18 protein-coding genes are annotated in these 23,929 nt (G+C 62.9%); 6 read left to right on the forward strand and 12 right to left on the reverse strand.

Going from position 1 to position 23,929, the window contains the following annotated elements; translation table 11 throughout:
• Positions 1-10: 10 nt before the first annotated feature.
• From QD356_RS04995 to gloB, 10 genes are all read right to left on the reverse strand, one after another.
• A complete protein-coding gene (locus QD356_RS04995; protein WP_192838197.1) occupies positions 11-1,177 on the reverse strand; it encodes a DUF1513 domain-containing protein in 1,167 nt (388 codons plus the stop codon).
• A 101-nt stretch (positions 1,178-1,278) separates the two neighbouring features.
• Positions 1,279-2,457, reverse strand: coding sequence for an imelysin family protein (locus tag QD356_RS05000; protein ID WP_192838198.1), 1,179 nt, complete (start codon positions 2,455-2,457; stop codon positions 1,279-1,281).
• Between the two features lie 16 nt (positions 2,458-2,473).
• Positions 2,474-3,976, reverse strand: coding sequence for a di-heme oxidoredictase family protein (locus QD356_RS05005; protein ID WP_225996425.1), 1,503 nt, complete (start codon positions 3,974-3,976; stop codon positions 2,474-2,476).
• Between the two features lie 195 nt (positions 3,977-4,171).
• Positions 4,172-5,482: an imelysin family protein gene (locus QD356_RS05010; protein ID WP_225996426.1), complete on the reverse strand. Its 1,311-nt coding sequence runs from the start codon at positions 5,480-5,482 to the stop codon at positions 4,172-4,174.
• 323 nt (positions 5,483-5,805) lie between these two features.
• Complete coding sequence (locus QD356_RS05015) at positions 5,806-7,461, reverse strand: dipeptide ABC transporter ATP-binding protein (protein WP_192838199.1); 1,656 nt, start codon at positions 7,459-7,461, stop codon at positions 5,806-5,808.
• Positions 7,458-8,582, reverse strand: a complete 1,125-nt coding sequence (locus tag QD356_RS05020) for an ABC transporter permease (RefSeq protein WP_192838200.1) — start codon at positions 8,580-8,582, stop codon at positions 7,458-7,460. Before QD356_RS05020 ends, QD356_RS05015 begins: the two co-directional genes overlap by 4 nt.
• A gap of 1 nt (position 8,583) precedes the next feature.
• The gene (gene yejB, locus QD356_RS05025) at positions 8,584-9,672 is read right to left on the reverse strand and encodes a microcin C ABC transporter permease YejB (RefSeq protein WP_192838201.1); all 1,089 of its coding nucleotides are present in this window, start codon (positions 9,670-9,672) and stop codon (positions 8,584-8,586) included.
• Between the two features lie 198 nt (positions 9,673-9,870).
• Positions 9,871-11,871: an extracellular solute-binding protein gene (locus QD356_RS05030; RefSeq protein WP_225996427.1), complete on the reverse strand. Its 2,001-nt coding sequence runs from the start codon at positions 11,869-11,871 to the stop codon at positions 9,871-9,873.
• 371 nt (positions 11,872-12,242) lie between these two features.
• Positions 12,243-13,649, reverse strand: coding sequence for a LysM peptidoglycan-binding domain-containing protein (locus tag QD356_RS05035; protein WP_225996428.1), 1,407 nt, complete (start codon positions 13,647-13,649; stop codon positions 12,243-12,245).
• A 208-nt stretch (positions 13,650-13,857) separates the two neighbouring features.
• Positions 13,858-14,646, reverse strand: coding sequence for a hydroxyacylglutathione hydrolase (gene gloB / locus QD356_RS05040; RefSeq protein WP_192838202.1), 789 nt, complete (start codon positions 14,644-14,646; stop codon positions 13,858-13,860).
• A 747-nt stretch (positions 14,647-15,393) separates the two neighbouring features.
• Here gloB and QD356_RS05045 point away from each other — a divergent pair.
• The 4 genes from QD356_RS05045 (at position 15,394) to nudC (ending at position 18,777) form a co-directional block, all read left to right on the forward strand.
• Positions 15,394-16,260, forward strand: coding sequence for a class I SAM-dependent methyltransferase (locus QD356_RS05045; protein ID WP_192838203.1), 867 nt, complete (start codon positions 15,394-15,396; stop codon positions 16,258-16,260).
• Between the two features lie 353 nt (positions 16,261-16,613).
• The gene (gene rnhA, locus QD356_RS05050; RefSeq protein WP_054556047.1) at positions 16,614-17,048 is read left to right on the forward strand and encodes a ribonuclease HI; all 435 of its coding nucleotides are present in this window, start codon (positions 16,614-16,616) and stop codon (positions 17,046-17,048) included.
• Between the two features lie 149 nt (positions 17,049-17,197).
• Positions 17,198-18,004 carry a DNA polymerase III subunit epsilon gene (gene dnaQ / locus QD356_RS05055; RefSeq protein ID WP_192838204.1) on the forward strand — a complete coding sequence of 269 codons (807 nt, stop codon included), beginning with the start codon at positions 17,198-17,200 and terminating at the stop codon, positions 18,002-18,004.
• Positions 18,004-18,777 (forward strand): NAD(+) diphosphatase, encoded by a 774-nt coding sequence (gene nudC, locus QD356_RS05060; protein ID WP_107334885.1) that lies wholly within the window; start codon positions 18,004-18,006, stop codon positions 18,775-18,777. Before dnaQ ends, nudC begins: the two co-directional genes overlap by 1 nt.
• Before the next feature lie 124 nt (positions 18,778-18,901).
• Here the strand turns inward: nudC and QD356_RS05065 are convergent, their stop codons facing one another.
• Positions 18,902-19,219 carry an SCP2 sterol-binding domain-containing protein gene (locus QD356_RS05065; RefSeq protein ID WP_043332726.1) on the reverse strand — a complete coding sequence of 106 codons (318 nt, stop codon included), beginning with the start codon at positions 19,217-19,219 and terminating at the stop codon, positions 18,902-18,904.
• A gap of 559 nt (positions 19,220-19,778) precedes the next feature.
• Between QD356_RS05065 and sohB the strand changes: the two genes are divergently transcribed.
• Positions 19,779-20,882 (forward strand): protease SohB, encoded by a 1,104-nt coding sequence (gene sohB / locus QD356_RS05070; protein WP_192838205.1) that lies wholly within the window; start codon positions 19,779-19,781, stop codon positions 20,880-20,882.
• Between the two features lie 166 nt (positions 20,883-21,048).
• Here the strand turns inward: sohB and QD356_RS05075 are convergent, their stop codons facing one another.
• The gene (locus QD356_RS05075; protein WP_054556050.1) at positions 21,049-21,363 is read right to left on the reverse strand and encodes a metalloregulator ArsR/SmtB family transcription factor; all 315 of its coding nucleotides are present in this window, start codon (positions 21,361-21,363) and stop codon (positions 21,049-21,051) included.
• A 567-nt stretch (positions 21,364-21,930) separates the two neighbouring features.
• Between QD356_RS05075 and QD356_RS05080 the strand changes: the two genes are divergently transcribed.
• On the forward strand, positions 21,931-23,901 hold the full coding sequence (locus QD356_RS05080; RefSeq protein ID WP_192838206.1) for an AMP-binding protein: 1,971 nt from the start codon (positions 21,931-21,933) through the stop codon (positions 23,899-23,901).
• Positions 23,902-23,929: the final 28 nt, after the last annotated feature.

Raw genomic sequence — 23,929 nt, forward strand, 5'->3', positions numbered from 1 at the left:
AGATGCCTGCCTACATCAGCGCCAGGTGATTGTCCCAGTGGGTATTCGCCAGCCGCACCGGGCCAAGCGCCGGCAGCCCCTCCTCATCGATCAGCAGCCACTCGCCGCGACCATTGCTGACCACGAAGCCTGCCGGCGTCTGCTGCGTGGCCGGCACCGCCAGCACGCCTGCACAGTCGGCGAAGTCCAGGGTAGTGTCCAGCTCTCCCGTCGCGAGATTCCAGAGCGTGATCAGATTGCCGCGTGGGGCGGTCGCCACGGCCAGTCGCCCATTGGGGGAGACGGCGACGCTGGCGATGTACTGCTTGAACTGTGGGACGTATTCCCGCGGTAACGGCAGTTCCTGCAAGCGGTCACTGCTGGGGTGCTTCATCACCACCAGCGGGCGGTGGTCCGCCGCGGGGCCCTGATACTGATAGCCCGCGACGATGGTGCCCTCGCGGCTGACGTCCAGGTGGCGCAATGACAGCTGGTGATGGGAGGGCTCGCCTTGCCAGCGAATCTCGCCCGAGACACGGTCGAGCAAGGTCAGATTCGACTGCATGCTGTCCAGGTTGAGCTTGACCCGACCGGTTTCGGGCCGCGTCAGAATCCCGCCATTGGCGATGATCAGCTGCTGGCCATCCGGATGCAGGCGAATTTCATGCGGGCCGATCCCGTCACTGGCGAACTCGCCGATACGCGCGAAGTCGCGATTCACGTCGTAGATGCCGATGCGGCCTTCTCCGGGCGCGATGGCATTCTCGGTGGTGTAGAGCAGGCCGCCATCCGGGCTGAACACGCCATGCCCATAGAAGTGACGGTCCGGTGCGGCTTCGATGCGTGCGATCCGCTCGCCACTGTCGAGGTCGAAGACATTGATTTCCGTCCCCGGACGCCGTGAGAAGATCAGCGCCCACGGCTTGTGAGGATGTCGGGTGGCGCCGTGGGCGCGCTGGCGTATCGGCTGGCGCCAGCGCTCCACTCCCTGATAACTGGTGCAGCTGGCAAAGTGCTGCCCCGTGTCATCATCACATGCCGAGATGGCCACCCCGAGTGGTTCGCGCCCCTGGGCGCTGGCGGCGTTGTTGCCGCCTGCCACGGCCATGCCGCCGGGCAGCCCCATCAGGGGCGTGCAGGCCAACGCCTTGAGCAGCCGACGTCGCTGGCGGGCGTCGGCTGCGTGTGTGTCTGTCATGCCGTGAGGCATCTCGCCTGGCCCCTTGTCAGTTGTCATTCGCCGCTCTCAATTCCTCAGTCGCCATTCGCCATTCGCCACTCACAATTCCCCCGTCCTTGTCAGTCGCCATCGGTGCTGTTGAAGCCCAGTGACAGGCCCAGCGCCGGGTTGAGCGTGTCGGCAAAACCGGCTTGCAGGGTCTCGACATGGATCATGGCCTGCTGCAGCTCACCATTGCGCGGGTCATCGCGCAGTATGCCGGCGAGGTCATCCGGCAGGGCGGCGAAGGCCTGGCGCGCATCGACGAAATCGCTTGTGGTGGAGGCCACCATGCGCGGGTCGACCTGGCCATTCAGGTAGCCTTGAATGCCTGCGACATCGTCATTGCCGAGCCAGAGGCGTTCCATCATCGCCAGGGTCGCCGCGATGTTGGCAAGCCCCATGCCGCCACGCCAGGACTCAGCCGCATAGGGGTTGGCCGTGCCGCCGTTGTCGAGGCCGATCGGCCGGCGCAGTTTGCGGTCCTTGATGGCTTCCAGCTGCACGGTCAGCGCGCGAACCAGAGACAGCACGGCGTCACGTGAATCGCTGAAGGCGCCAGTGCCTTCGGCCAGTTGCGGCGCGAACTGTTGCCACTCATCACGCAGCGTCTTGCCGGTATTGGCGGCGTAGGCGGTGTTGGCCGTCATCAACTCGCAGCGACGTGAGTCGGCCGTCAGGGGCGAGTCGGCATAGCGGGCATCGAACAGCTGATACTCCACGCTGCCCAGGCCCTGCATGACGATGGATTGCTCCGCCAGACTCTCGACCGTGATCGGGGCATCACCGGCGAGCAGGGCGCGGGTCTTGCGCGCGACCAGATCCTTCTTGTCCGGCCAGAAATACAGCTGCCACTGACGCGAGTTCTGCAGGATCGGGCCCATTTCCACCCAGTTGACCTGATTCAGCCCCAGCATGGCGCTGCGCCAGTCCTGCTTGAGGGTGTCGAGGGTGACGTCACCCTCGGCGGAGCAGAACGCCTGAGTATGCTGCGCGAGCTGTTGCAGGCGGCTGGCAAGTTGCTGGTGCGCCTCGCTCAGCGTGTCAGCGGCAAACTGGCTTACGGCCTTTGCGCTGTTGGTGTCAGTGGTGGCGGCGTCTGTGTTGGCAGCAGGAGAGTCCGTCGCCGCCAGTGTGCTCGTCGAGAACAGCGCGGCGCCCAACAGTGTCATGCCACAGGCCATCAGGGCCAGGGGCGAGGTCTTGCACTGTGCAGGTTTCATCGGGGTTGCAGCTGGGGTGAAGGTGTCGCGGGGCATGAACGGGTATTCCTTGTCAGAGAGTCTCGAGGAAGCGCAACAGGGCTTCACGCTGGTCAGTCGGCAGGGCCACGACGGCATCGCGGCTGGGCTGGGCTTCGCCGCCATGCCAGAGCACGGCCTCGAGCAGGGTGCGTGCACGGCCATCATGCAAGAAGCCCGTGGCAGGGTTGACCGTCTGGGCCAGGCCGATGCCCCACAGGGGCGGCGTGCGCCATTCCTGGCCGCTGGCCTCGAATTCGCGGCGATCATCTGCCAGTCCTTCGCCCATGTCATGCAGCAGCATGTCGCTGTAGGGCCAGATCGTCTGCTCGGCCAGTTGTTCCGCCACGCCGCCGGACTGGGTGGTCAGGCGTGGGCGGTGACAGCTGGCGCATTCAAGCTCGCGGAACAGGTGCTCGCCTTGGCGCACCGTCGGGTCATCGATATCACGCCGGGTGGGCACGGCCAGATTGCGCGAGTAGAAGGCCACGTTGTCCATCACGTTGTCGTCGACCTCGATCTCCCCCCCATCGGGCAATGCCTCGCACTTCTGGAGCGGGGTGCAGTCGGTGGAGCTGACCAGATTGGAAGTCAGCCCCATGTCACCGGCGAAGGCCTTGGCGCTCTGCTGTCGCACATCGGGCTGGCCGGCCTTCCAGCCGAAACGCCCCATGACCTCGCGTTGCTCGGCAAGTGACCAGACAGTATTGGCGCGCCCGCTGATGCCGTCGCCATCCGCATCCTGCGGGTCGGCCCACTCGAGCAAGGTCTCGTCGCTGACCGCCTCGAGCAGCCCCAGCCCCACCATGCCAGGGGCGAGACGCGGGGAGAGCGCGATGGCGCCCGGGTCACCGAAGCCGGGTTCGACAATGGAATAGCGCGGCTTGCGCAATGCGATCACTTCCCCGTCCGCCAGGGTCACCGTCACTTGCTCGTAATCCACCTGCATGCGGCCTTCGCGCTCGATGCCGGGCACGGCGGCATTCTGCAGCTGGGTGCCATAGACAGGATGCGGCATCACCCCGGCGATACGCCGGAATTCACGCTCCTCATCGCTCCAGCTGTCCTCGTGACTGTCCGGCAGACCCAGGCGCAGGAAAAGGCCCACCGAGGGATCGCCCTCGGCCGGCAGGCTGCCGCGGCCATCCTTGACGTGGCAGTTCTGGCAGGCGTTGGTGTTGAACAGTGGGCCGAGGCCATCGCGCGCAGTGGTGCTGGCGGGCGCGATCACCCAGGGGCTCTTGAAGAAGCTGTTGCCGACACTGAAGGACAGGCGCTGATCGAAGCTCAGGTTCTTGGCCGGCAGTGAATAGGCATTGGTATCGTGCTTGGGCACGCTGCCGTCGCCACCGCTTCTGTCGGTGTCCTGCAATGGCAGGGAAGACAGATAGCTCATCACTGTCATCGCGGAATCTGCCGTGGGCTTGGGATGATCGGCCGATGCCGACTGAGCAGGCAGACACGCCAGGGCGATGGCAAGTGGGAGGGAGCGGGTCAGGGAGGGACGCAGCATCATGTCGTGGTGCAATATTGGCATACAGGGTTTTCCCGGCTTGCGCGGTCAGGCTGCTCGAAGAGTCGCCTCTCAGGACTCTATCGGCAGACGCGCATCAAATGCTGGCGCGAAAAGCATCAACGCCCGAACCTGTGCGTAGACGGGTTCGGGCGTGGGGCTGCGCTGCATGGGGAGGATCAATCGTCACCCCATGGACTGGCAATCTCGAGCGTGTGCTTAGAACTCATGGTCCGCGGTATCGGCCTTCATGCCGCTGATGCCGACATCGTCGGCGATCTCTTCGATCAGGCGGGTCTGGGCGACCAGATCCTGAATGCTGGCATTGATGATCTCGGCGCCTTCGGCATTGCCCGGGGCGATCATCTGGTCAAACTTCATGCCGCCCTCGGCTTCTGCCGTGTCGACCATCACCTGCAGCTGGCCCATGGTGGTGTCCAGCGCCTCATGCATCTTCTCGGCCAGTTCCGGGTCATTTTGGGCGACGAGTGCATGCAGTGACGGGCCTTCGAAGGTGCGGCCGTCCAGGGTCACGTACTTGCCTTCGTAGACGTTCTGGATGCCCTTGGCATTGTAGAAGTGCGAGTAGTGGGTGTTGTCGGAGAAGCAGTCGTGCTCGTCTTCATAGGAGTTGGCTTCCAGCGCGACCTTCATGCGCTCACCGGCCAGCTCACCCAGTGACAGGGAGCCCATGCCGAACAGCATCTTCTCGAGGCCTTCCCCGGCCGGCAGCGAGGTCAGTTCCGCACGGTAGTTGTCCTTCTCGCCCTGTGCCCACTGGCCGACCATGTATTCCAGGTCGCTGATCAGCAGGTCGTTGGCGGCCAGCAGGTAGGCGCCACGACGGTCACAGTTGTCGGCGGTACAGGCATCGCCCTTGGCGAAGTCTGTTGCCGGGCGCTCGCCGGCACCGGCCTCAAAGCCGTGCATGTCCTGGCCCCAGAGCAGGAATTCGATGGCATGGTAGCCGCTGGCTACGTTGGCCTCGAAACCGCCCAGCTCGTTGAGGGACGCCAGCAGCTCCGGGGTGATCTCGGTGGTGTCGATCTTGTCGGCACCGATCTGCACGCTGTCGCTGGCGATGATGTTGGCGCTGGCACCCGGGTTGCCCAGTTCGGCCTGATAGCCGTCGCCTTCGACGTAATCGATCAGCCCTTCATCCAGCGGCCAGGCGTTCAGCTGACCTTCCCAGTCATCGACGATGGCATTGCCGAAGCGGAACACTTCACTCTGCTGATACGCCACGCGCGCCTGCTTCCAGGCGGCACGTGCCGCGGCCAGCGTATCTTCGGACGGAGACTCGATCAGTGCGGCATTGGCGGCGCGCAGAGCATTGGCACTGGCCAGGGCATCGCTGTAGGTGGCATGTGCGACGTTGGCGTACTGGGCGACGACAGCTTCGGCCGTCAGCGCCTTGTCATGCGCGTCGCCATGATGCTCTGCCAGAGCGGCACCGGTGAACATGGAGGCTGACAATGCGATGGCAGCTGCCAGCGGCTTGCGTGAGGCAAAACGGAAAGAGGCAGTCATGTGGATCCCTTGATCGGTCTGTTGTTATGCAGTGCGCGCAGAACGGCAGTGCGTGGGGCCGCTCGAGAGGGGGCGGGAAGTCATTACACGGTCTCTCGATGGTCGGCCCGCATCTCACTGGATCATATTGAGAACCTTTATTATTTGCAATCGACAAAACGTGCGTCTTGCAACGCAGGGGTGCACTGACTGCAATGCGCCAACGCCCTGCTCATCATCTGTGGCTGCCCGAGCAGGGCGATCGGCATGCTATGGCAGAGCAGGACAGAGCAGGTCAGGTCAGCCCAGACCAACAAGCTCTGGTCAGGCCATGGCAGAGCGTGTCAGGCCAGACCCGCGGCCTGTATCAAGGCACGCGTATAGTCCTCGCGGGGATTGCCGAGCACTTCTGCCGTCGTGCCCGTCTCCACCAGGCGTCCTTCACGCAACACCATCACCCGATGGGACAGCGCGCGTACCACCGCCAGGTCATGACTGATGAACAGATAGCTCAGGCCTCGGCGTGTCTGAAGTTCACGCAGCAGGGCAATCAGCTGTTTCTGCACGCTGCGGTCCAGTGCCGAGGTGGGCTCATCGAGCACCAGCAGTCTGGGCTCGAGGATCAGGGCGCGCGCCAGAGCAATCCGCTGACGTTGGCCGCCGGAGAACTCGTGGGGATAGCGATCGGCACACGCCGAGGGCAGTTCGACTTCCTCCAGCACCTGCGCCACACGCAGGCGAACCTCGTCTTCACTGAGCGTTGGATGATGAAAGCGCAGACCTTCACTGATGATGTCCGCCACCGGCATGCGTGGCGACAGCGAGCCATAGGGGTCCTGGAAGACGATCTGCATCTGGCGGCGACGCAGGCGCAGCGTATTGCGATCCAGCGTATCGATGCGTTCGTTCTCGAGGTGGATCTCGCCCTTGGCGCTTTGCAGCTTCAAGAGCGCCAGGGCGAGTGTTGTCTTGCCGGACCCCGATTCCCCGACCACGCCGAGCGTCTCACCGCGCGCCAGCGTCAGATCCAGCGGATGAACGGCGACGAAGTCAGCGGGGCGCTTCTGGAAGAGCTTCTTGCTGCGCGCGAAGCGCACCTCCAGCTTGCGCGCGGCGAGAACCGGTGTCGCGGCGTCCTCGGCACTCAAGTCGCTGGCGAGGCCTTCGGGTTCGGCGGCCAGCAGCTCGCGGGTGTAATCGGCCTGTGGCGCATCGAATACCTCGTCGACGCGCCCTTGTTCGATGCATTCCCCGTCGCGCATCACGATCACGCGGTCGGCGTGACGGCGCACCAGATTGAGGTCATGACTGATCAAAACCATCGCCATGCCCTGATCGCGACGCAGGCGATCCAGTAGCTGGAGTATTTCCTGCTGCACGGTGACATCCAGCGCCGTGGTCGGTTCGTCGGCGATCAACAGCGGTGGCTGATTGGCCATCGCCATGGCGATCATCACGCGCTGGCGTTGGCCGCCAGAGAGCTGGTGCGGCCAGGCATCGATCAACTCCTCGGGGCGCGGCAGCTGCACCTGGCAGAGCAGTTCCAGCACTCGCTGGCGGGCGGCATTGCCACGCAGCCCCTGCTGGAGGCGCAGGCTTTCACTGATCTGTTCGCCGACACGCGTCAGTGGGTTGAGCGAGGTCATCGGCTCCTGGAACACGAAGCCGATCTGACCGCCGCGCACCCGCTGCCATTGGCGTGGCGTCAGCGCGGCCAGATCCAGCGCCTTGCCGTCAGGGCGCGTGAATTCGCGCTGCCCAGTGACATGGGCATGGCCCGGCAGCAGCCCGAGACTGGCCAGCAGGCTGACGGACTTGCCTGAGCCGGACTCACCGACGATAGCCAGGCATTCGCCACGCCTGACCTCAAGCGAGAGGTGCTTGACCACCGGTGTCTTGCCAAAGCGGATGCACAGGTCATCAAGGCGCAGCACGCAGGGAGTGTTGCTTTCATTTTCCGCGCTCGGGGATGGCGTCGGGGGGATGGAGGAATGACTCATGCGTTCTGCTCCCGGGCGCTGATATGACGTGGGTCGAAGGCATCGCGCAGCCCTTCGCCGATGAAGACCAACAGCGTCAGCATGATGCCGAGGCTCAGGAAGGCGGTCATGCCCAGCCATGGTGCCTGCAGGTTGTTCTTGCCCTGTGCGACCAGCTCGCCCAGCGAGGGTGAACCGGCCGGCAGGCCGAAGCCGAGGAAATCCAGTGCGGTCAGGGTGGTGATGGCGCCCGTGAACAGGAAGGGGATGAAGGTCAGGGTGGCGACCATCGCGTTGGGCAGCACATGACGCCACATGATCAGGCGCGAGGGCAGGCCCATGGCGCGAGCGGCGCGCACGTATTCCAGATTGCGTGCGCGCAGGAATTCGGCGCGTACGATATCGACGATGCCCAGCCACGAGAACAGCAGCATGATGCCGGTCAGCCACCACAGGTTCGGCTCGACGATGCTGGCGAGAATGATCAGCAGGAACAGCACCGGCAGGCCAGACCATACCTCGATCAGACGCTGGCCGATCAGGTCGACCTTGCCGCCGAAGTAGCCCTGCACGCCACCGATCAACACCCCCAGCACCAGCGACCCCGCCGTGAGTACCAGCGCGAAGATCACCGACAGTCGGAAGCCATAGATGACGCGCGCCAGTACGTCACGGCCTTGATCATCGGTGCCCAGCCAATGACGGGCATTGGGAGCCGACGGCGCCGGAGAGCCCAGATTGAGATCCAGGGTGTCGTAGGAGTAGGGAATCAAGGTGTTGAGCATGAAGCCCTGCGCTTCAATGGCCTCGATCACATAGGGGTCGCGATAGTCGGTGGCGGTGGGCAAAAAGCCGCCGAAGGTGGTCTCAGGATACTCGTGCAGCATCGGCAGGTAGGTCTCGCCCTGATACTCGACCAGCAGCGGGCGGTCATTGGCGATCAGCTCGGCCCCCAGCGAGAGCAGGAACAGCACGCCGAAGATCAACAGCGACCACCAGGCGCGACGGTTGTCACGAAAGGCCGCCATGCGCCGTCGGGTGATGGGCGACAGGCGAGAGGCGCGCGGCCGATGCAGTGCCTGCTGGCTGTCGTCGCTCTTGTCGTGAGCGGGTGTCTCGTGAAGGGTTGTCTCATGACGCATGTCAGGCCTCCCGTGTCGCGAAGTCGATGCGCGGGTCGATCCACACATACATCAGATCAGAGACCAGCTTCAGGATCAGGCCGATCAGGGTATAGAGATACAGCGTGCCGAAGATCAGCGGATAGTCGCGCTGCAGGACAGCCTCGAAGCCGAGCAGCCCCAGGCCGTCGAGGGAGAAGATCACCTCGATCAGCAGCGAACCGGTGAAGAAGATGCCGACCAGCGCCGCTGGCAACCCGGCGATGATGATCAGCATGGCGTTGCGGAAGACATGCCCGTAGAGGATACGGTTCTCGCTGGCGCCCTTGGCGCGTGCCGTCAGGACGTATTGCTTGTGGATCTCGTCCAGGAAGCTGTTCTTGGTCAGCATCGTCAGGGTCGCGAAGCTGCCGATGGCGGAGGCCAGCACGGGCAGGGCGATGTGATGGAAGTAGTCCAGAATCTTGCCGGCGGTGGACAGCTCATCGAAGTCCGGCGAGGTCAGCCCCCTGAGCGGGAACCAGTCCAGATAGCTGCCGCCGGCGAATACCACGATCAACAGGATCGCGAACAGGAAGCCCGGAATGGCGTAGCCGACGATGACGACGCCGGAGGTCCAGATGTCGAAGCGCGAGCCATGCACCAGTGCCTTGCGGATACCCAGCGGGATCGAGACCAGATAGACCAGCAGCGTGGTCCATAGCCCCAACGAGATGGAGACCGGCAGCCGCTCCAGCATCAGGTCGATCACCGGCCGATCACGGAAGAAGCTGTCGCCGAAATCGAACTGCGCGTAGTCGACGACCATGTCGGTGAAGCGCTCCCAGACCGGCTTGTCGAAGCCGAACTGCTGCTCCAGCTCCGCGATCAAGGCCGGGTCGACCCCTGACGCGCCGCGATAGGTCGAGGAGCCCCCGCCACCGCTGGTGACGCCATCACCGCCGCCACTGTTGAGGCGGGTGCTGGCACCGGCACTCATGCCGTCCAGACGTGACATCAGTTGTTCGATCGGGCCACCGGGGGCGGCCTGAACGATCAGAAAATTCAGCAACAGGATTCCGAGCAGCGTCGGAATCATCAACAGAATCCGGCGCAGAATATAGGCACCCAATGGCAATCTCCCTGCGTGCCCCTCATCGCCGGCATCTGATGTGCGGTGCAAGGGACATCGGTTATTGGTGTCGTGGACGCATCAGCAAGGCGTCAGTCCCGCCAGGCGTCTATGTCTGGCATATGCGCCGAGCGTGTTCTTCAGGCTTGTTGACCAGGCTTGCTGAGCAGGCATGTTCACCCGGCTCATTCACCTGGTTCATTCTCCCGGTTCGAGTGATGCATCCTTGTCGGGCTCGATCCACCAGCTGTCCAGGCTCAGCTGGTATTCCGGGAAGGGCTGCGGATAGCCGAACTTGTTCCAGAGCGCGATGCGCGTCGCCGCCAGGTGCCACTGGGGCACGACATGGAAGCCCCAACGCAGTACGCGGTCGAGTGCCCGTGTCGCGCTGAGCAGGTCTTCGCGGGTCTGCGCCTGAATCAAGGCATCGGTGAGCGCGTCCACCACCGGGCTTTTCAGCCCGATCAGATTGCGTGAGCCGGCCACGTCGGCATAGTCGCTGGTCCAGTATTCACGCTGCTCGCTGCCGGGGCTGTTGGACTGCGGATAACTGCCGACCACCACGTCGAAGTCGAAGCTGCGACGGCGGTTGATGTACTGATTGACGTCGACGGTGCGAATCCGCGCCTTGATGCCGATGCGCGCCAGATTGCGAATCCACGGCTGGATGATGCGCTCGAACTGGGTGTCGTAGTTGAGCACCTCGAGCGTCAGCGGCTTGCCGCTGCTGCGGCTGACCAGCTGGCCCTTGACCACTTCATAGCCCGCTTCGCGCAGCAGCCCCAACGCCTTGCGCAGGCGAGGGCGCAATTCCTGTGGCTCATCGATCGGCAGTGGCTTGTCGAAGACCGCGCTGGGCAGCTCATCCTTGAAGGGCTCAAGCAGCGCGAGCTCCTTGCCGGTGGGCATGCCGTCCGCGGCCATGTCCGAATTCTCGAAATAGCTGTGGGTCTGCTGGTAGGCGCCGTAGAAGAGGTTGCGGTTGATCCAGTCGAAGTCGAAGACCAGCGCCAGTGCCTCACGGACCCTCGGGTCCTGGAAGCGCTCGCGGCGCTCGTTGAGCACGAAGCCCTGCATGCCCGCCGGGTTGCTGTCCGGGACTTCCAGCTTCTTCAGGCGGCCCTCGTGCAGCGCGGGAGTGTCGTAGGCGGTCGCCCAGTTCTTGGCGCTGCTTTCGACGTGCAGATCGATGCTGCCGGCCTTGAAGGCTTCCAGCGAGACGGTCTGGTCCCGGTAGTAGTCGTAGACCAGTGTCTGGATGTTGTGGCGGCCCTTGTTGACCGGCAGGTCCTTGCCCCAGTAATCATCGACACGCTCATAGCGAACCTGGCGGCCGGCATCCAGAGACGCCATGCGATAGGGGCCGGAACCCAGCGGGAGTTCCAGGGTGGCGCGCGTGAAGTCGCGGCTCTTCCAGTAGTGCTCCGGCAACACCGGCAGCTGGCCGATGATCAGCGGCAATTCGCGCGCCGCGCCTGGCGCCATCTCGAAGCGCACGGTGTCGGCATCGATCACGCTGACGCCGGTGACATCGTGGTAGTAGCTCTTGAAGAACGGCAGGCCTTCATCCTTGAGCAGGCGATAGGTGAAGACGACATCTTCGGCAGTCACCGCCACGCCATCGTGAAAGCGCGCCCGAGGGTCGATATCGAATTCGATGGCGCTGCGGTCCTCTGCCAGGCGGACGCCACTGGCCAGCAATCCGTATTCGGTGAAGGGCTCATCGGCGGAGGGGATCATCAGGGTGTCGTAGATCAGTCCTCCGAAGTAGTTGAGTCCTGCCACCGAATTGCCTTTGAGGATGAAGGGATTGGTGGAGTCGAAACTGCCGATGGCGGCGCGTGTCATGCGACCGCCGACCGGCGCCTCTGGATTGACGTAAGGGAAGTGCGTGAAGCCGGGCTTGTGGGCGGGCTCGCCGTAGATGGCCAGGCCGTGCACGGTCGGGACGTCCAGCGGCGTCTGCACGTCCGAGGTGGGGATACTGGTCGCCTGCGCGCTGGTTGTCTGCGTGCCCGACGCCATGTCGGCGCTGGGGCGTGAATTGGCAGATTGCTCGCTATTCGCATTGGACCCGGCTGCATTGGGCTCAGCCGCGTTGGCCGTGGCCGTGAACGAGCCGCTCACCATCAGCGCCCCCAGGCATAGCGCGCGAAGCGCGGCCCAGCGACGGTGGGTGAGTGAAGAAACACGCTGCATCGAAGACTTCCTTGACTGAATGACCCGGGCCTCGCGGCCGTGATGAAATGACCGGCATCTGGGAAGCGGCTGATTTGCGCCTGACTCGGCATCAACTCCGCTGGCTTGGGTGGCCTCAGCGGCTGACTGCACAGTTGTCGACCGTGAGCTGCGATGAGCTGATGGAGAACTGCAGAAGCGGTGCAGCAGGTGCACGCCACGCGCCGGGCTGCGGCCGGTCTCCTTGCATCGACCCCGCCAAGAGTAACGAAGTTCCTTGTCAGCGGCCATGCTGCGGCGTTTGAATCGCAAACGCCCCCACCATCACGGATGGCAGGGGCGTTGAGGAATCGCCTATCAAGCGTCGTGCAACGACGCGTGAATCGACTGACTCAGTTGGCGCTGTATAGGGTCAGCATCTGACCGGGGCGCAGGTAGTCCGCAGATGACAGCTTGTTCCAGCGCGCGAGCTGGCGAGTGCTGACATTGTGGCGTGCGGCGATCAAGGACAGGGAATCGCCACTCTTCACGCGCACTTTCTTCTCGCCGTTGGCCGAGGCCAGCTGGGTGGCCACCGAGGCGCCGCGGTCAGGCACCATCAGTGCCTGGCCGATGCGGATGGTGTTGCCCGAGAGGCGGTTCTTCTGCTTCAGCTCGGAGAGCGTCAGACCATTGCGGCGCGCGATGACGGACAGGGTGTCGCCGCGCTTGACGCGATAGCTGGCCCAGCTCTGGCGCGCTTTTTCAGGCAGCGTGGCCAGCTGGCTGAGGAAGGTGTCGCGGGCGGTGGCGGGAATCACCAGCGAGCTGTCACCCGGCGTGGTGGCCCAGCGCTTGTAGGCCGGGTTCAGGGCGCGCAGCTCGTCTTCACTGATGCCGGCCAGCTTGGCGGCGGTAGACAGGTCCAGTTGTCCGCCTGTCTCGACGGCCGCGATTTCCGGCTTGTCGTCAATCTTCGGCAACGAGAGCCCATATTCCTCAGGGTCGCGAATCACCGCGGCCAGTGCCAGAAGCTTCGGCACGTATTCCATGGTCTCGTTGGGCAGCTTGATGTTCCAGTAATCCTCATCGCCACCGGCGCGGCGGCGTGCACGATTCACGGTGCCGGCACCGGCATTGTAGGCGGCCAGCGCCAGCTCCCAGTCACCGTCATACCAGCGCTCGCCCTGGGTCTCCAGGTAATCCAACGCGGCATCCGTGGACAGCAACACGTCCTTGCGACCGTCATACCAGCGGTTGCGCGTCAGCCCCATGGCGTCACCGGTGCGCGGCATGAACTGCCACATGCCGGTCGCACCGCCCGGATGCGCGGCATCCGGATCGTAGGCGCTCTCGATGAAGGGCAGCAGTGCCAGCTCTGCCGGCAGGCCGCGTGCTTCGGTGCGCAGTGTCACGTAGCGAATCCAGGGGCGGGCCTGTTCCGCGATACGCTCCACGTGGTGGGGGTGCTCCTGATACCAGCTGATCCATTTGCGCACGCGTGGACGACCGGTGTCCTGCTGCAGCTGATAGCCGGCGCGCAGGCGCTCCCAGACGTCGTCGTAGTGCGCGGGAATGGCGTCGACGGCCTCCATGAAGTTCAGCGGGGCGCGCTGATATTCACTGGTGGGCGAGACCCCGGACACCATCGCTGAGTTGGCGCTGGCGGTCAGCGGCATCAGGCACAGGGTAGCACCCAGAGAGGCGAGGCGAATCAGGTGACGCAGTCGAGCCGGACGGAAGGGGGCCTGGGTCGGAGTGACACGACACGGCGTGTCGGCGGCCATCTGGCCGTCGGTACGGAGGTCTTGCTGATGCATTGACGAAATACTCTCTGGCGAGCCGCGGCTGGATGGGGCAGCAGCGGCTCGGCTGGCCGGTCATGCCGGCACGAATCAGTGACTGCGGGGGCTGATCGAGATCAGGAATGTTCTCGACCCGCTGTCACGCGAAATGCCATTCACGCCGCGCTCCAACCGCTCACCTGAGTGGCGTCGGAACGGGGGCAATGGCACGCGGGCAGCAGGGCTAGAAGTTGTCCTTCCACTGACGCAGTGCCGTGAAGGCCGCCAGTGGGGAAGCTTCCTGACCCGAGGGTGCCGAGAGGCGTCCTTCCTGCTCGAGGTGGCGTTGCAGCGCGACCTCATCACTGCGCAGGAACGGATTGATCTGCTTTTCTCGGCCGATGAGGGTGGGCAGCGTGGGGCGGCCCAGTGAACGCAGCTGTTCACATTCTGCGTTGAGGGTGTCCCGCGCCGGGTTGTTCGGCTCGGCGGCACTGGCGAAGGCCAGATTGGCCAGCGTGTACTCGTGTGCCGGGAAGACGAGCGTCTCTTCCGGCAGGGCGGCCAGGCGCGACAAGGAGTGATGCATCTGCTCCGGCGTGCCCTCAAACAGGCGACCGCAACCGCCACTGAACAGGGTGTCGCCGCAGAACAGCAGCCCCGGCATGCCGGAGCTGACGAAGGCGATGTGGTCCAGCGTATGGCCCGGCACTTCCATCACCTCGAAGAGGCGGCCCTGCAGGCGGAAGCTGTCGCCATCGCCGACACGCTCGTCGATACCGTGGATGGCCGGATTGTGCGGGCCAACCACGCGAGGCTGATAGCGTTCGATCAGCTCCGGCAGGCCGCCGGTGTGATCCTGGTGGTGATGGGTGATGAGGATGGTGTCGAGGGTCAGGCCTCTGGACTCCAGGGTCTCCATCACCGGGCGTGCATCACCGGGGTCGACGACCGCCACGCGGGGGTTGTCGTCGCTCTGTATCAACCAGATGTAGTTGTCCTGAAAGGCCGCTATGGGCGTAACGCTCATCATGGTGGTCAGGTGCTCTTGATGTCTTGCAGTCGTCGATCGAGGCAATGACAGGCCAGTGACGCGAAAAGTGGCTTCATACGTCCTCGCCGAGGAATCGGCCAGGCTGAAGCAGATGAACATGGCATGTCATCGTCGCCTGCAATGCTGATGGGCAGGCGGTTCCATCGACTCCTTACTGAGAGTTAGTTGTCGAAAGCAGCATAAAGTCATGCTCAGAGACGGCTCAGGACGGTCGTGCTCCTGGCGCTCCCCTGGCCGCGTATGTGGGCGGGAGGGGCAATCCGTATGCTCTATGATCGACAACGCATATATATGGGTCATTCGCAGGATGTTGGGCAACACCTTGCTTCACTCTATCCTGAGTGTCGGGCCGGGCGTGTCGAGACGCTCGGTGCCCGCAGTCCTGTTCAAGACTCGCTTGTCGGGATTTCGTTCCCGGTCAGACTCGCCGTGTGCGATCAGGCGCCGAGTGGCTGACGCAGAGCCCAACAAGAAGAGTCCAGCAGGAAAAGTCACGACTGGCCGCCGGTGCCAAAGTCCATGAGCGCCATCAATCGCAAGGCCAATAGCCAGCACGATGATGCCCAGTGGATTGATTCGTGGCGGGAATCTGAATTTTCCGGATAACAAGCCTGACGAGCCAGCAGGTAAGTGTCAAACCTCTTATGGTGTGAGAATGTAGACAAGTGTCAAAGCCTGTCTATGCCGTGGGGAGTGTCTCCCCGCCTGAAGCCCGGGAGATGCAAGATGTGGAAAGGCCCCTTTGGTGTGAATGACTCCGGTGCGGACAAGGCCAGCGCGTCCCTGACCGCCGAGGAGCGCCAGCGCCAGCATGCGCGCCAATTGAGTGCCCATGTGCGCGCCATGCGTGCCTTTTTCGAGGGCCCGGATGGGCAGGACATCCTGACGGCGGAGCGCGAGATGCTGTCACCGCTGTTCGAGCGCTGCTTCGGTTTTCACAGCCTGAACTTGGGCCCGGGCGGCAATGACCTCCTGTCACTCTCCGCCATCCGCCATGCCATCCAATGGAGTCCCGAGGCAGCGCTTGCCGAGTCACCTTCCACCTTGATCTGCCCGCTGACGCAGCTGGCTTTGCCGGACGAGAGCATGGATCTGGTGATGCTCCACCATCTACTGGAGGTCGCGCCGGAGCCGCACCGACTGCTGCGTGAGGCGGCCCGCGTGCTGCGCTCCAGTGGCTGTCTGGTCATCGTCGCCTGGCAGCCGTTCTCCGGTGAGGGGCTGCTGCGTCTGGACCCGCGGCGTCGCCACATCACTCCCTGGGAGGGAAGCTGGCGGACGCCGGCGGCCCTGCGCGATTGGTTGGCCTTCGTGGATTTCGAGATCGAGCGTATCGACTATGCCGGCTTCCATCTGCCGGGGTTACGCCTGCGACACGGTTGGCTTGAACGCATGGGGCGCCGCTACAACCTGCCGCTGGGCAGCCTGATGTTGATACGGGCGCGGCGCAATGTCGGGTACGTGCAACCCTTGAATGCCAAGCGACCGCGAGTCGCCATCCCCGGTGTCTCCATCGGCCAGGCCACGCGAGTGCATTCCCGGGATGGGCATGTGAAGCGTGAGTCGCGCAGAGATCTGTCCGAGCACGGCTAGCTCGAGGGCTCGCTGCAGGGCTCCCTTTTCTTCAAGGCTTCAGTCTGGCGGAAGCTGTAAAAAAACACAGGGACTTTGGCCATGCTGCATGCGAGTGGGTAGAATGACGCTCATTGTGGCGAGGCCTGCTGTTGCCGCGGGAGGGCTACCGGAGAGTGATTGTCAGGGGGCGGTTTCCAAGCCCCGCCTCTGCGAGCCAGGCTTGCCCCTGTCGTGACAGCCAGCGGCGTCGCACTTGCCCGTCTTCGTTTCCTTTGTCGAGAGTGCCGTTTGTGAGCCAGAGTGCATCCACGTCCGAACCCCAGAATCCCTCCGCTGCTGCGACGTCCGAATCCAAGGCGGCGCCGACTCGCGTGGTCATCCACACCGATGGTGCCTGTCGTGGCAACCCGGGTCCGGGTGGCTGGGGCGCGATTCTGGTCAGTGGCAAGCATCGCAAGGAACTCAATGGCAGCGAGGCCCAGACGACCAACAATCGGATGGAGATGATGGCGGCGGTCGAGGCGCTGACGGCGCTCACCAAGCGCTGTCAGGTGGTGCTGTGGACCGACTCCGAATACGTCAAGAACGGCATCACCAAGTGGGTGCATGGCTGGGTCAAGCGCGGTTGGAAGACGGCAGCCAAGCAGCCGGTCAAGAATGAAGATCTGTGGAAGGCACTGCTGGCCCAGAGTGAGCGTCATGATATCGAGTGGCGCTGGGTCAAGGGGCATAGCGGCGATGAGGGCAACGAGCGCGCCGATGCGCTGGCCAACGAGGCCATCGACGAGATGCAGCGCCGCCGCTGAGTGCCTCGGCTGGCAGGCACGCCGAGCGCGGTGGCCAGCCGTGTTTGAGCACGGACATGCAGGATCCGATATTGAGGCACCCTGATGCGCGGCCCGAAGCTTGAGGCGGACCGATCAGGGAGCTGTCACTGTTTACCAAGAGGTCTGAGATGCGTCAGATTATTCTCGATACCGAAACGACAGGTATCGATCCGAAGGAAGGCCATCGCCTGATCGAGATCGGCGCGGTGGAGATGATCAACCGCCGCTTGACCGGACGCACCTACCATCAGTACGTCAATCCAGAGCGCTTGATCGATGCAGAGGCGATCGGAGTTCACGGCATCACCGATGAGCGAGTCGCCAACGAGCCGGTCTTCGCCGAGATTGCCGATGCCTTCTGGGACTTCATCAAGGGTGCCCAGCTGGTCATCCACAATGCGCCCTTCGATGTGGGCTTCATCGATCACGAATTCGGGCTGATCAACCCTGGGCGCGCCAACCCGCTGGGCCCGGTCGCCGATCACTGCGCCATACTCGATACCCTGAAGCTGGCCCGAGAGAAGCACCCCGGACAGCGCAACAACCTGGATGCGCTGTGCAAGCGCTACGATATCGACAACGGGCATCGCGTGCTGCACGGCGCCTTGCTGGATGCCGAGATTCTCGGCGACGTCTATCTGGCGATGACCGGTGGCCAGACGGCGCTGGGCCTGGACGTGATAGAGGAAGGCGATGGCGAGGAGGGCGGTATCGTCGGGGTTCGTCGCCTGCGTGCCGATCGCCCACGTCTGGTCACACCCGGGCTTTCCGCGCTGGAGCTTGAGCGTCACTCGGCCTGGTGTGAAGAGATTCGTGGCAAGGCCGATGAGTGCCTGTTCGATCGCCTCTCGATCAATGCACTGGGCAGTATTGATAGTGCCAGTCTTGATGGCGCCAGTCTGGACAGCCGAGGCAACCGCGGAGACGACGCCTGATGTTGATTCGTGATCTCTCGCGTGTGACCCAGCGCCATGGTTATCTGATTCGTGTGGGGCGTGATGGCGTGGCGCCTGCGCCGGATGGCGGCATCATCCAGCCTATCGCTGACTGGCCCAGCGGCGCCGTGGCCCTCGGGGAATGGCAGGGCGCACCGATTGCGGTGTTCGGTGAGAATGGCAGTGCCGATTGGCCCGCCGCGCGTCAATGGCTGCATACGCTGCCACGTGATCAGTTTCCGCTGCTTTCCAGTGCGTTGCAGGTGCTCAAATGGCTGCGCGACCATCGATTCTGTGGCCGTTGTGGCAAGCGCATGAAGCGTCTGGAGCATGAATTCGCCATGCACTGCACCGGTTGTCAGCATCGCAGCTACCCGCGTATCTCGCCGTGCATCATCACGCTGATCACCCGGGGCCGCGAGATGTTGCTGGCTCGCAGTCCGCGCTTCGGGCCGGGCATGTATTCGACCCTGGCGGGCTTCATCGAAGCCGGTGAAAGTGCCGAGGAAGCCGTGCGGCGTGAGGTGCACGAGGAAGTCGGTGTTGAAGTCGGGCGAGTCAGCTATTTCCAGAGCCAGTCGTGGCCGTTCCCACACTCGTTCATGCTGGGCTACTACGCGGAATATGCCGGTGGCGACATCACCATCGATGGTGTCGAGATCGAGGATGCCCAGTGGTTCACGCCGGAAGACTTGCCGGGGCTGCCACCGAAGTTCTCGATCTCGCATGCCTTGATCGACAACTTCCTGCGCTCGGTCGCGACGGGCCGCTGATATTGCAGGCCTCTCCCCAAAGAAAACGCCCCGACCATTGGCCGGGGCGTTTTCTTTGGCTGGTGCATCAAGCGAACCTTTCCATCGGGCTTGTTCGCAACGATGCACCTGCTCAAGCAGACGCTTACTTGTTCGGGAACAGAGACGTCAGCTTGGTGGCCAGCATGATGTTGCCGGTGGCTTTCAGGCGGCCTGTCATGAAGGCCTGCATGCCGTCGACTTCGCCCTTCATCACGCCCTTGAGGGTGTCGCTGTCGGTGCTCAGGGTCACGGAGGGGTCATCGTGCTCACCTTCGCCGACGTCCAGAGTGCCGTCCTTGACGACCATGTAGTAGTCATCGCTGTCGGTGATGTTGAATTGAAAGACCTCATCCATGCCCTTGGCGGCTTCGGGGTTGAAACGGCTCTTGAGCATGTCGATGACGGCGTTGGCGTCGGCCATGGTGATATTCCTTGTCAGTGCTAGCGGTGGAGAAAGGTCAATGATCGCGCGGAAAGATGACGTGCATGGCGAGGGGTGGGGTGTCATTCATCACCTTGCTCACCATGAAGTGATCACGCTGCTGACCTTCAAGACTGACATCAGACTATTTCAAACGAGCGTTCCAATCAAGTCGTGTGATCGATCTGGCGTGTTCCGCGCTTCAGCGCTCAGCTCTGAACCTGCAGAAGTAACGTGCAGAGGTAACGTACAGATATAACGTACAGATCGCGACCAGGTCACCTGGAGAACTCGCACAGGCGGCACGCCAGTCCCATGACAATACGAGCAGTGTGAAAGATGCCCAGGCGCCAACCAGCCTTGCAGGCGGGCAAGCTTGCCCCCATATCGAGTACCATCCCGCACCGGCCCTTTAGCCGGTGATTTCGTTATGGGGTCCAGGTCGTGTGGCAGATGCCTTGACCTTCTGCCTGAGAGCCATGCACTCGAGAGCGAGCGATCGTCGCTCACGTGCTGGCGAGAGATCAGACACCTTCTTCAATGTTTCAGGAGCAAGTGCATGCAATGGATTTCACAGTACGGCCTCTTTCTGGCCCAGGCGATCACCGTAGTGGTCGCGATCGCGGCCATCGTGCTCATCATTGCACGTGCACGACAGGGGGAAGCGGGAGAGCGCCAGGCCAAGCTGAAGATTCGTCCCTGGCATGAGCGCATCAAGGGCTATCAACGCGAATTGAGCCACGCCGGACTGGAAGAGGCCGAGTACGCCGCCAAGGAGAAGGCGCGGGCCAAGAAGCACAAGCAGGAAGCCAAGGCGCTCAAGAAATCGCTCAAAGCCAAGGCGAAAGCCAACAAGGGCGGCAATGCGGACAAGGACGATGCGCCGGCCAATACGCGTGGGCGTCGGGTCTTCGTGCTCGACTTCGTCGGCGACATCAAGGCCAGCGGTGTGGAAAGCCTGGCGGAGCAGATCACGGCGCTGGAAGGCGTGCTGGGTGAGCAGGATGAGGTCGTGCTGCGACTGGAGTCCGGTGGTGGCCTGGTGCATGCCTATGGCCTGGCCGCGGCACAGCTGGACCGCCTGCGTGCCAGTGGCGCGCGCCTGACGATCACGGTCGACAAGGTCGCGGCCAGTGGCGGCTACATGATGGCCTGTGCGGCGGACCACGTGGTGGCAGCGCCCTTTGCGGTCATCGGCTCGATCGGTGTCGTGGCTCAGGTGCCCAATGTGCACCGTCTTCTCAAGAAGCATGATGTGGATGTCGAGATTCTGACGGCGGGGCGTTACAAGCGCACCTTGACCATGCTCGGCGAGAACAGTGAAGAAGGGCGTGAGAAGTTCCTGTCGGACCTGGCGCGCACCCATGAGCTGTTCAAGCAGCATGTCGGCAGCCGTCGTCCGCAATTGGACGTCGAGGCAGTGTCCCAGGGCGATATCTGGTATGGCAGTGAAGCCATCGATATCGGTCTGATCGACGAGGTCGGTACCAGTCAGGCGTTGCTGGCGCGCTATCTGAAGGAGGAGGTCAAGATCTTCGAGGTGAGTCTCGAGAAGCCGCGCCGCGTGATGGACCGTTTCGGCAAGGGCGTGACATCGAGTCTGGATCGTGTGCTGGATCGTGTGCTGGAGCGCAATGCGGAGTCGCGCTGGCATCAGCAATAAGCGACAGATTGCCGTCGCGGGCGAAGAGAAGAGGCTTGGAAGGCCATTCCGTGGCCTGCCCGATCTTGTTGGAGTCGGCGAGTGATACAGTTGTCTAGCGGGTCACGATCAGCGTGACTCAGCGACATTCCCCTCAAAGGGCGTCAGTCACCGGCTGGCGCCCTTTTCAGTTATAGAGGTCCTGCAGGGCACGAATGACACCTGCGGCGTTGGGGCCTTGCAGCGAATAGTAGATGGTCTGCGAGGCGCGGCGCGTCCGCACCATGCCTTCACGACGCAGAATCGCCAGATGCTGCGACAACGCGGACTGCGACAGTTCCAGGCGCGAGTTGAGCTCGCTCACCGACATTTCACTGTCGCTGAGCAGGCACAGGATGCGCAGGCGGTTCTCGTTGCCCATCGCCTTGAGCAGGGCAGTGGCTTCTTCGATGACGCGGTCACCGGCCTGGTGCAGGGTGATGGCATCGCTGGACACTGGCATGGGGTTATTCCTTGCAGCTGTAGAAAGTGTTGCGTTCATGCGGTATCTCCCGGTCGGTCTATCTTGGTGCATCCCGAGGGACGCAATGGGCCATTGGCATGTTGTTATGACCTAACCTTGTTTTAGTGAATGATCAATAACTCCGCGTGCTACGTCCAAGACAATCTTAAACGATAAATCATCGACTTTGTCGTTCTCAGGCTTTGACTTTTTGTCGCATCTGCTGTGAAGCCGCATTCAAGCGTATGTTTTATTACGCGAATGACGCCTTTCACGCTGTCAGGCCTTCTGCGACCAAGGATTGAGTATAAGACCATCAGACGCTGAAAACGGTGAGCCGAGCGCGTTTGAAGGGCGATTTTTGGCCTAAGGTTTCAACGTAACTATCGGTTCAGGCATCTCTGTCCTGCCTGTCCTTCCTCCATCGTCGTCTGTCGCATCGCCGTTGGCGAGCGACATCATTGACGACATGAAAAGAGGTCCGGTCAACGGGCCCCGGAGACAAGGTCTTGCGTCAGGACAGGCAAGAGATGCCCACAAAGCCATTCGTGGATCACGAGGTACGCCATGCCCGACGCCAATCACTCCTGTGCACGCGAGCGTTATCTAGCTCTGACGGCAAGAGCCATCGAGACGCCAGAAGACTTCTGGGCTGAGCAGGCGCAACGCATCGCCTGGTTTCGCCCGCCGCAGACCATTCTGGCCTGGGATGAGCAACAGCATGCGCGCTGGTTCATCGATGGCGAGATGAACATCTGCCATGCCGCGCTGGATCATCACGTCGCCAATGGGCGCGCGGATCAGGTCGCGTTGTACTGGGATTCGCCGGTCACCCAGAGCAAGCGGCAGTACACGTTTCGTGAGCTGCGAGATGAGGTGGCCCTGCTGGCGGGGGCGCTGCGCAATCTCGGGGTGGAGAAGGGCGACCGTGTCGTGCTCTACATGCCGATGGTTGCCGAGGCCATGATGGCGATGCTGGCCTGTGCACGCCTCGGGGCGGTGCATTCGGTGGTCTTCGGCGGCTTTTCTCCCAAGGAGCTGGCGGTACGTATCGATGACGCCGCGCCCAAGGTGATCATGGCGGCGTCCTGCGGGGTGGAAGTCGATCGCATCATTCCCTACAAGCCCTGGCTGGATGAAGCCATCGAGCTTGCCGAGCATACCCCGCAAGCCTGTCTGATCCTGCAGCGTGAACAGCAGCGGGCGACACTCGGGCCGCGTGATCATGACTGGCGTGAATGTCTGGCCAGCGCCCAGGCCACCGAAGCGGTCAGCATGCTGGGCAGCGAACCTCTCTATGTCCTCTATACCTCCGGCACCACCGGCAAGCCCAAGGGAGTGGTGCGCGATCACGCCGGTTACGCCGTGGCGCTGCATTATTCAATGGAGCTTCTCTATGCGACCCGCCCCGGGGATACCTTCATGGCGGCCTCGGACATCGGCTGGGTCGTCGGCCACTCCTATATCGTCTATGGCCCGCTGCTGATGGGGGCCAGTACCGTCATGTATGAAGGCAAGCCGGTCAAGACACCGGATGCCGGAGCCTTCTGGCGCTTGATCGAGGAATACCGCATCAACTGCTTCTTCACTGCGCCGACGGCATTTCGCGCCATGAAGAAGGAAGACCCGGAAGCCAGTCATATGGCCGATTACGACCTTTCCAGCCTGCGCAGTCTGTTCCTGGCCGGAGAGCGACTGGACCCGCCGACCTATCACTGGCTCGCCGATCTCCTGCCGGTGCCGGTCGTCGATCACTGGTGGCAGACCGAAACCGGCTGGCCCATCGCCGGCAACCTGCTGGGCCTCGACATGTTCACCGAAGGCAGCCGCGAGGTGAAGGCGCCGGTCGAGGCACGCGCCGGTAGCGCCACCTGGCCATTGCCGGGCTTCAATGTGCAGATTCTCGATGGCATGGGGGATGAGGTGCCCACGGGAGAGCAGGGCAATGTCGTGTTGCGCCAACCGCTGCCGCCGGGCTGCCTGACCGGACTCTATCAGGACCCCGGACGCTTCCATTCTGCCTATCTTGCCGCCTACCCCGGCTATTACCTGTCCGGTGATGGCGGCTACTTCGATGAGCAGGGCTATCTGTTCGTGATGGGACGCATTGATGATGTCATCAACGTGGCGGGGCACCGTCTGTCGACGGGTGAGATGGAGCAGGTACTCGGTGCACACGCTGCGATCGCGGAATGCGCGGTGATCGGCATCGAGGATTCGCTCAAGGGCGAGATGCCGCTGGGACTGGTGATTCTCAAGGATGGCTGGCAGGGGGATGGAGCCAGCCTGTGCGCCGAGCTTGCCCAGCGGATACGCCAGGAAATCGGGGCCTTTGCCTCGCTCAAGGAGGTGCTGATCGTCGAGCGCCTGCCCAAGACGCGCTCCGGCAAGATACTGCGCAAGATGATCCGTCAGATCGCCGCAGGCGAGCAATACCAGGTGCCCTCGACGATAGATGACCCCTCAAGCCTGGAAGATGTACGTGAGGCGCTGAGCGAGGCCGGCGTCGGTCAGGCCAGTGAGGCACGCAGCGCATGAACCGAAGCGCATGAACCGATGCAGTGAT

Source organism: Cobetia sp. 2AS, from assembly GCF_029846355.1.
In the GTDB taxonomy this organism is placed as follows: Bacteria; Pseudomonadota; Gammaproteobacteria; order Pseudomonadales; family Halomonadaceae; genus Cobetia; species Cobetia amphilecti.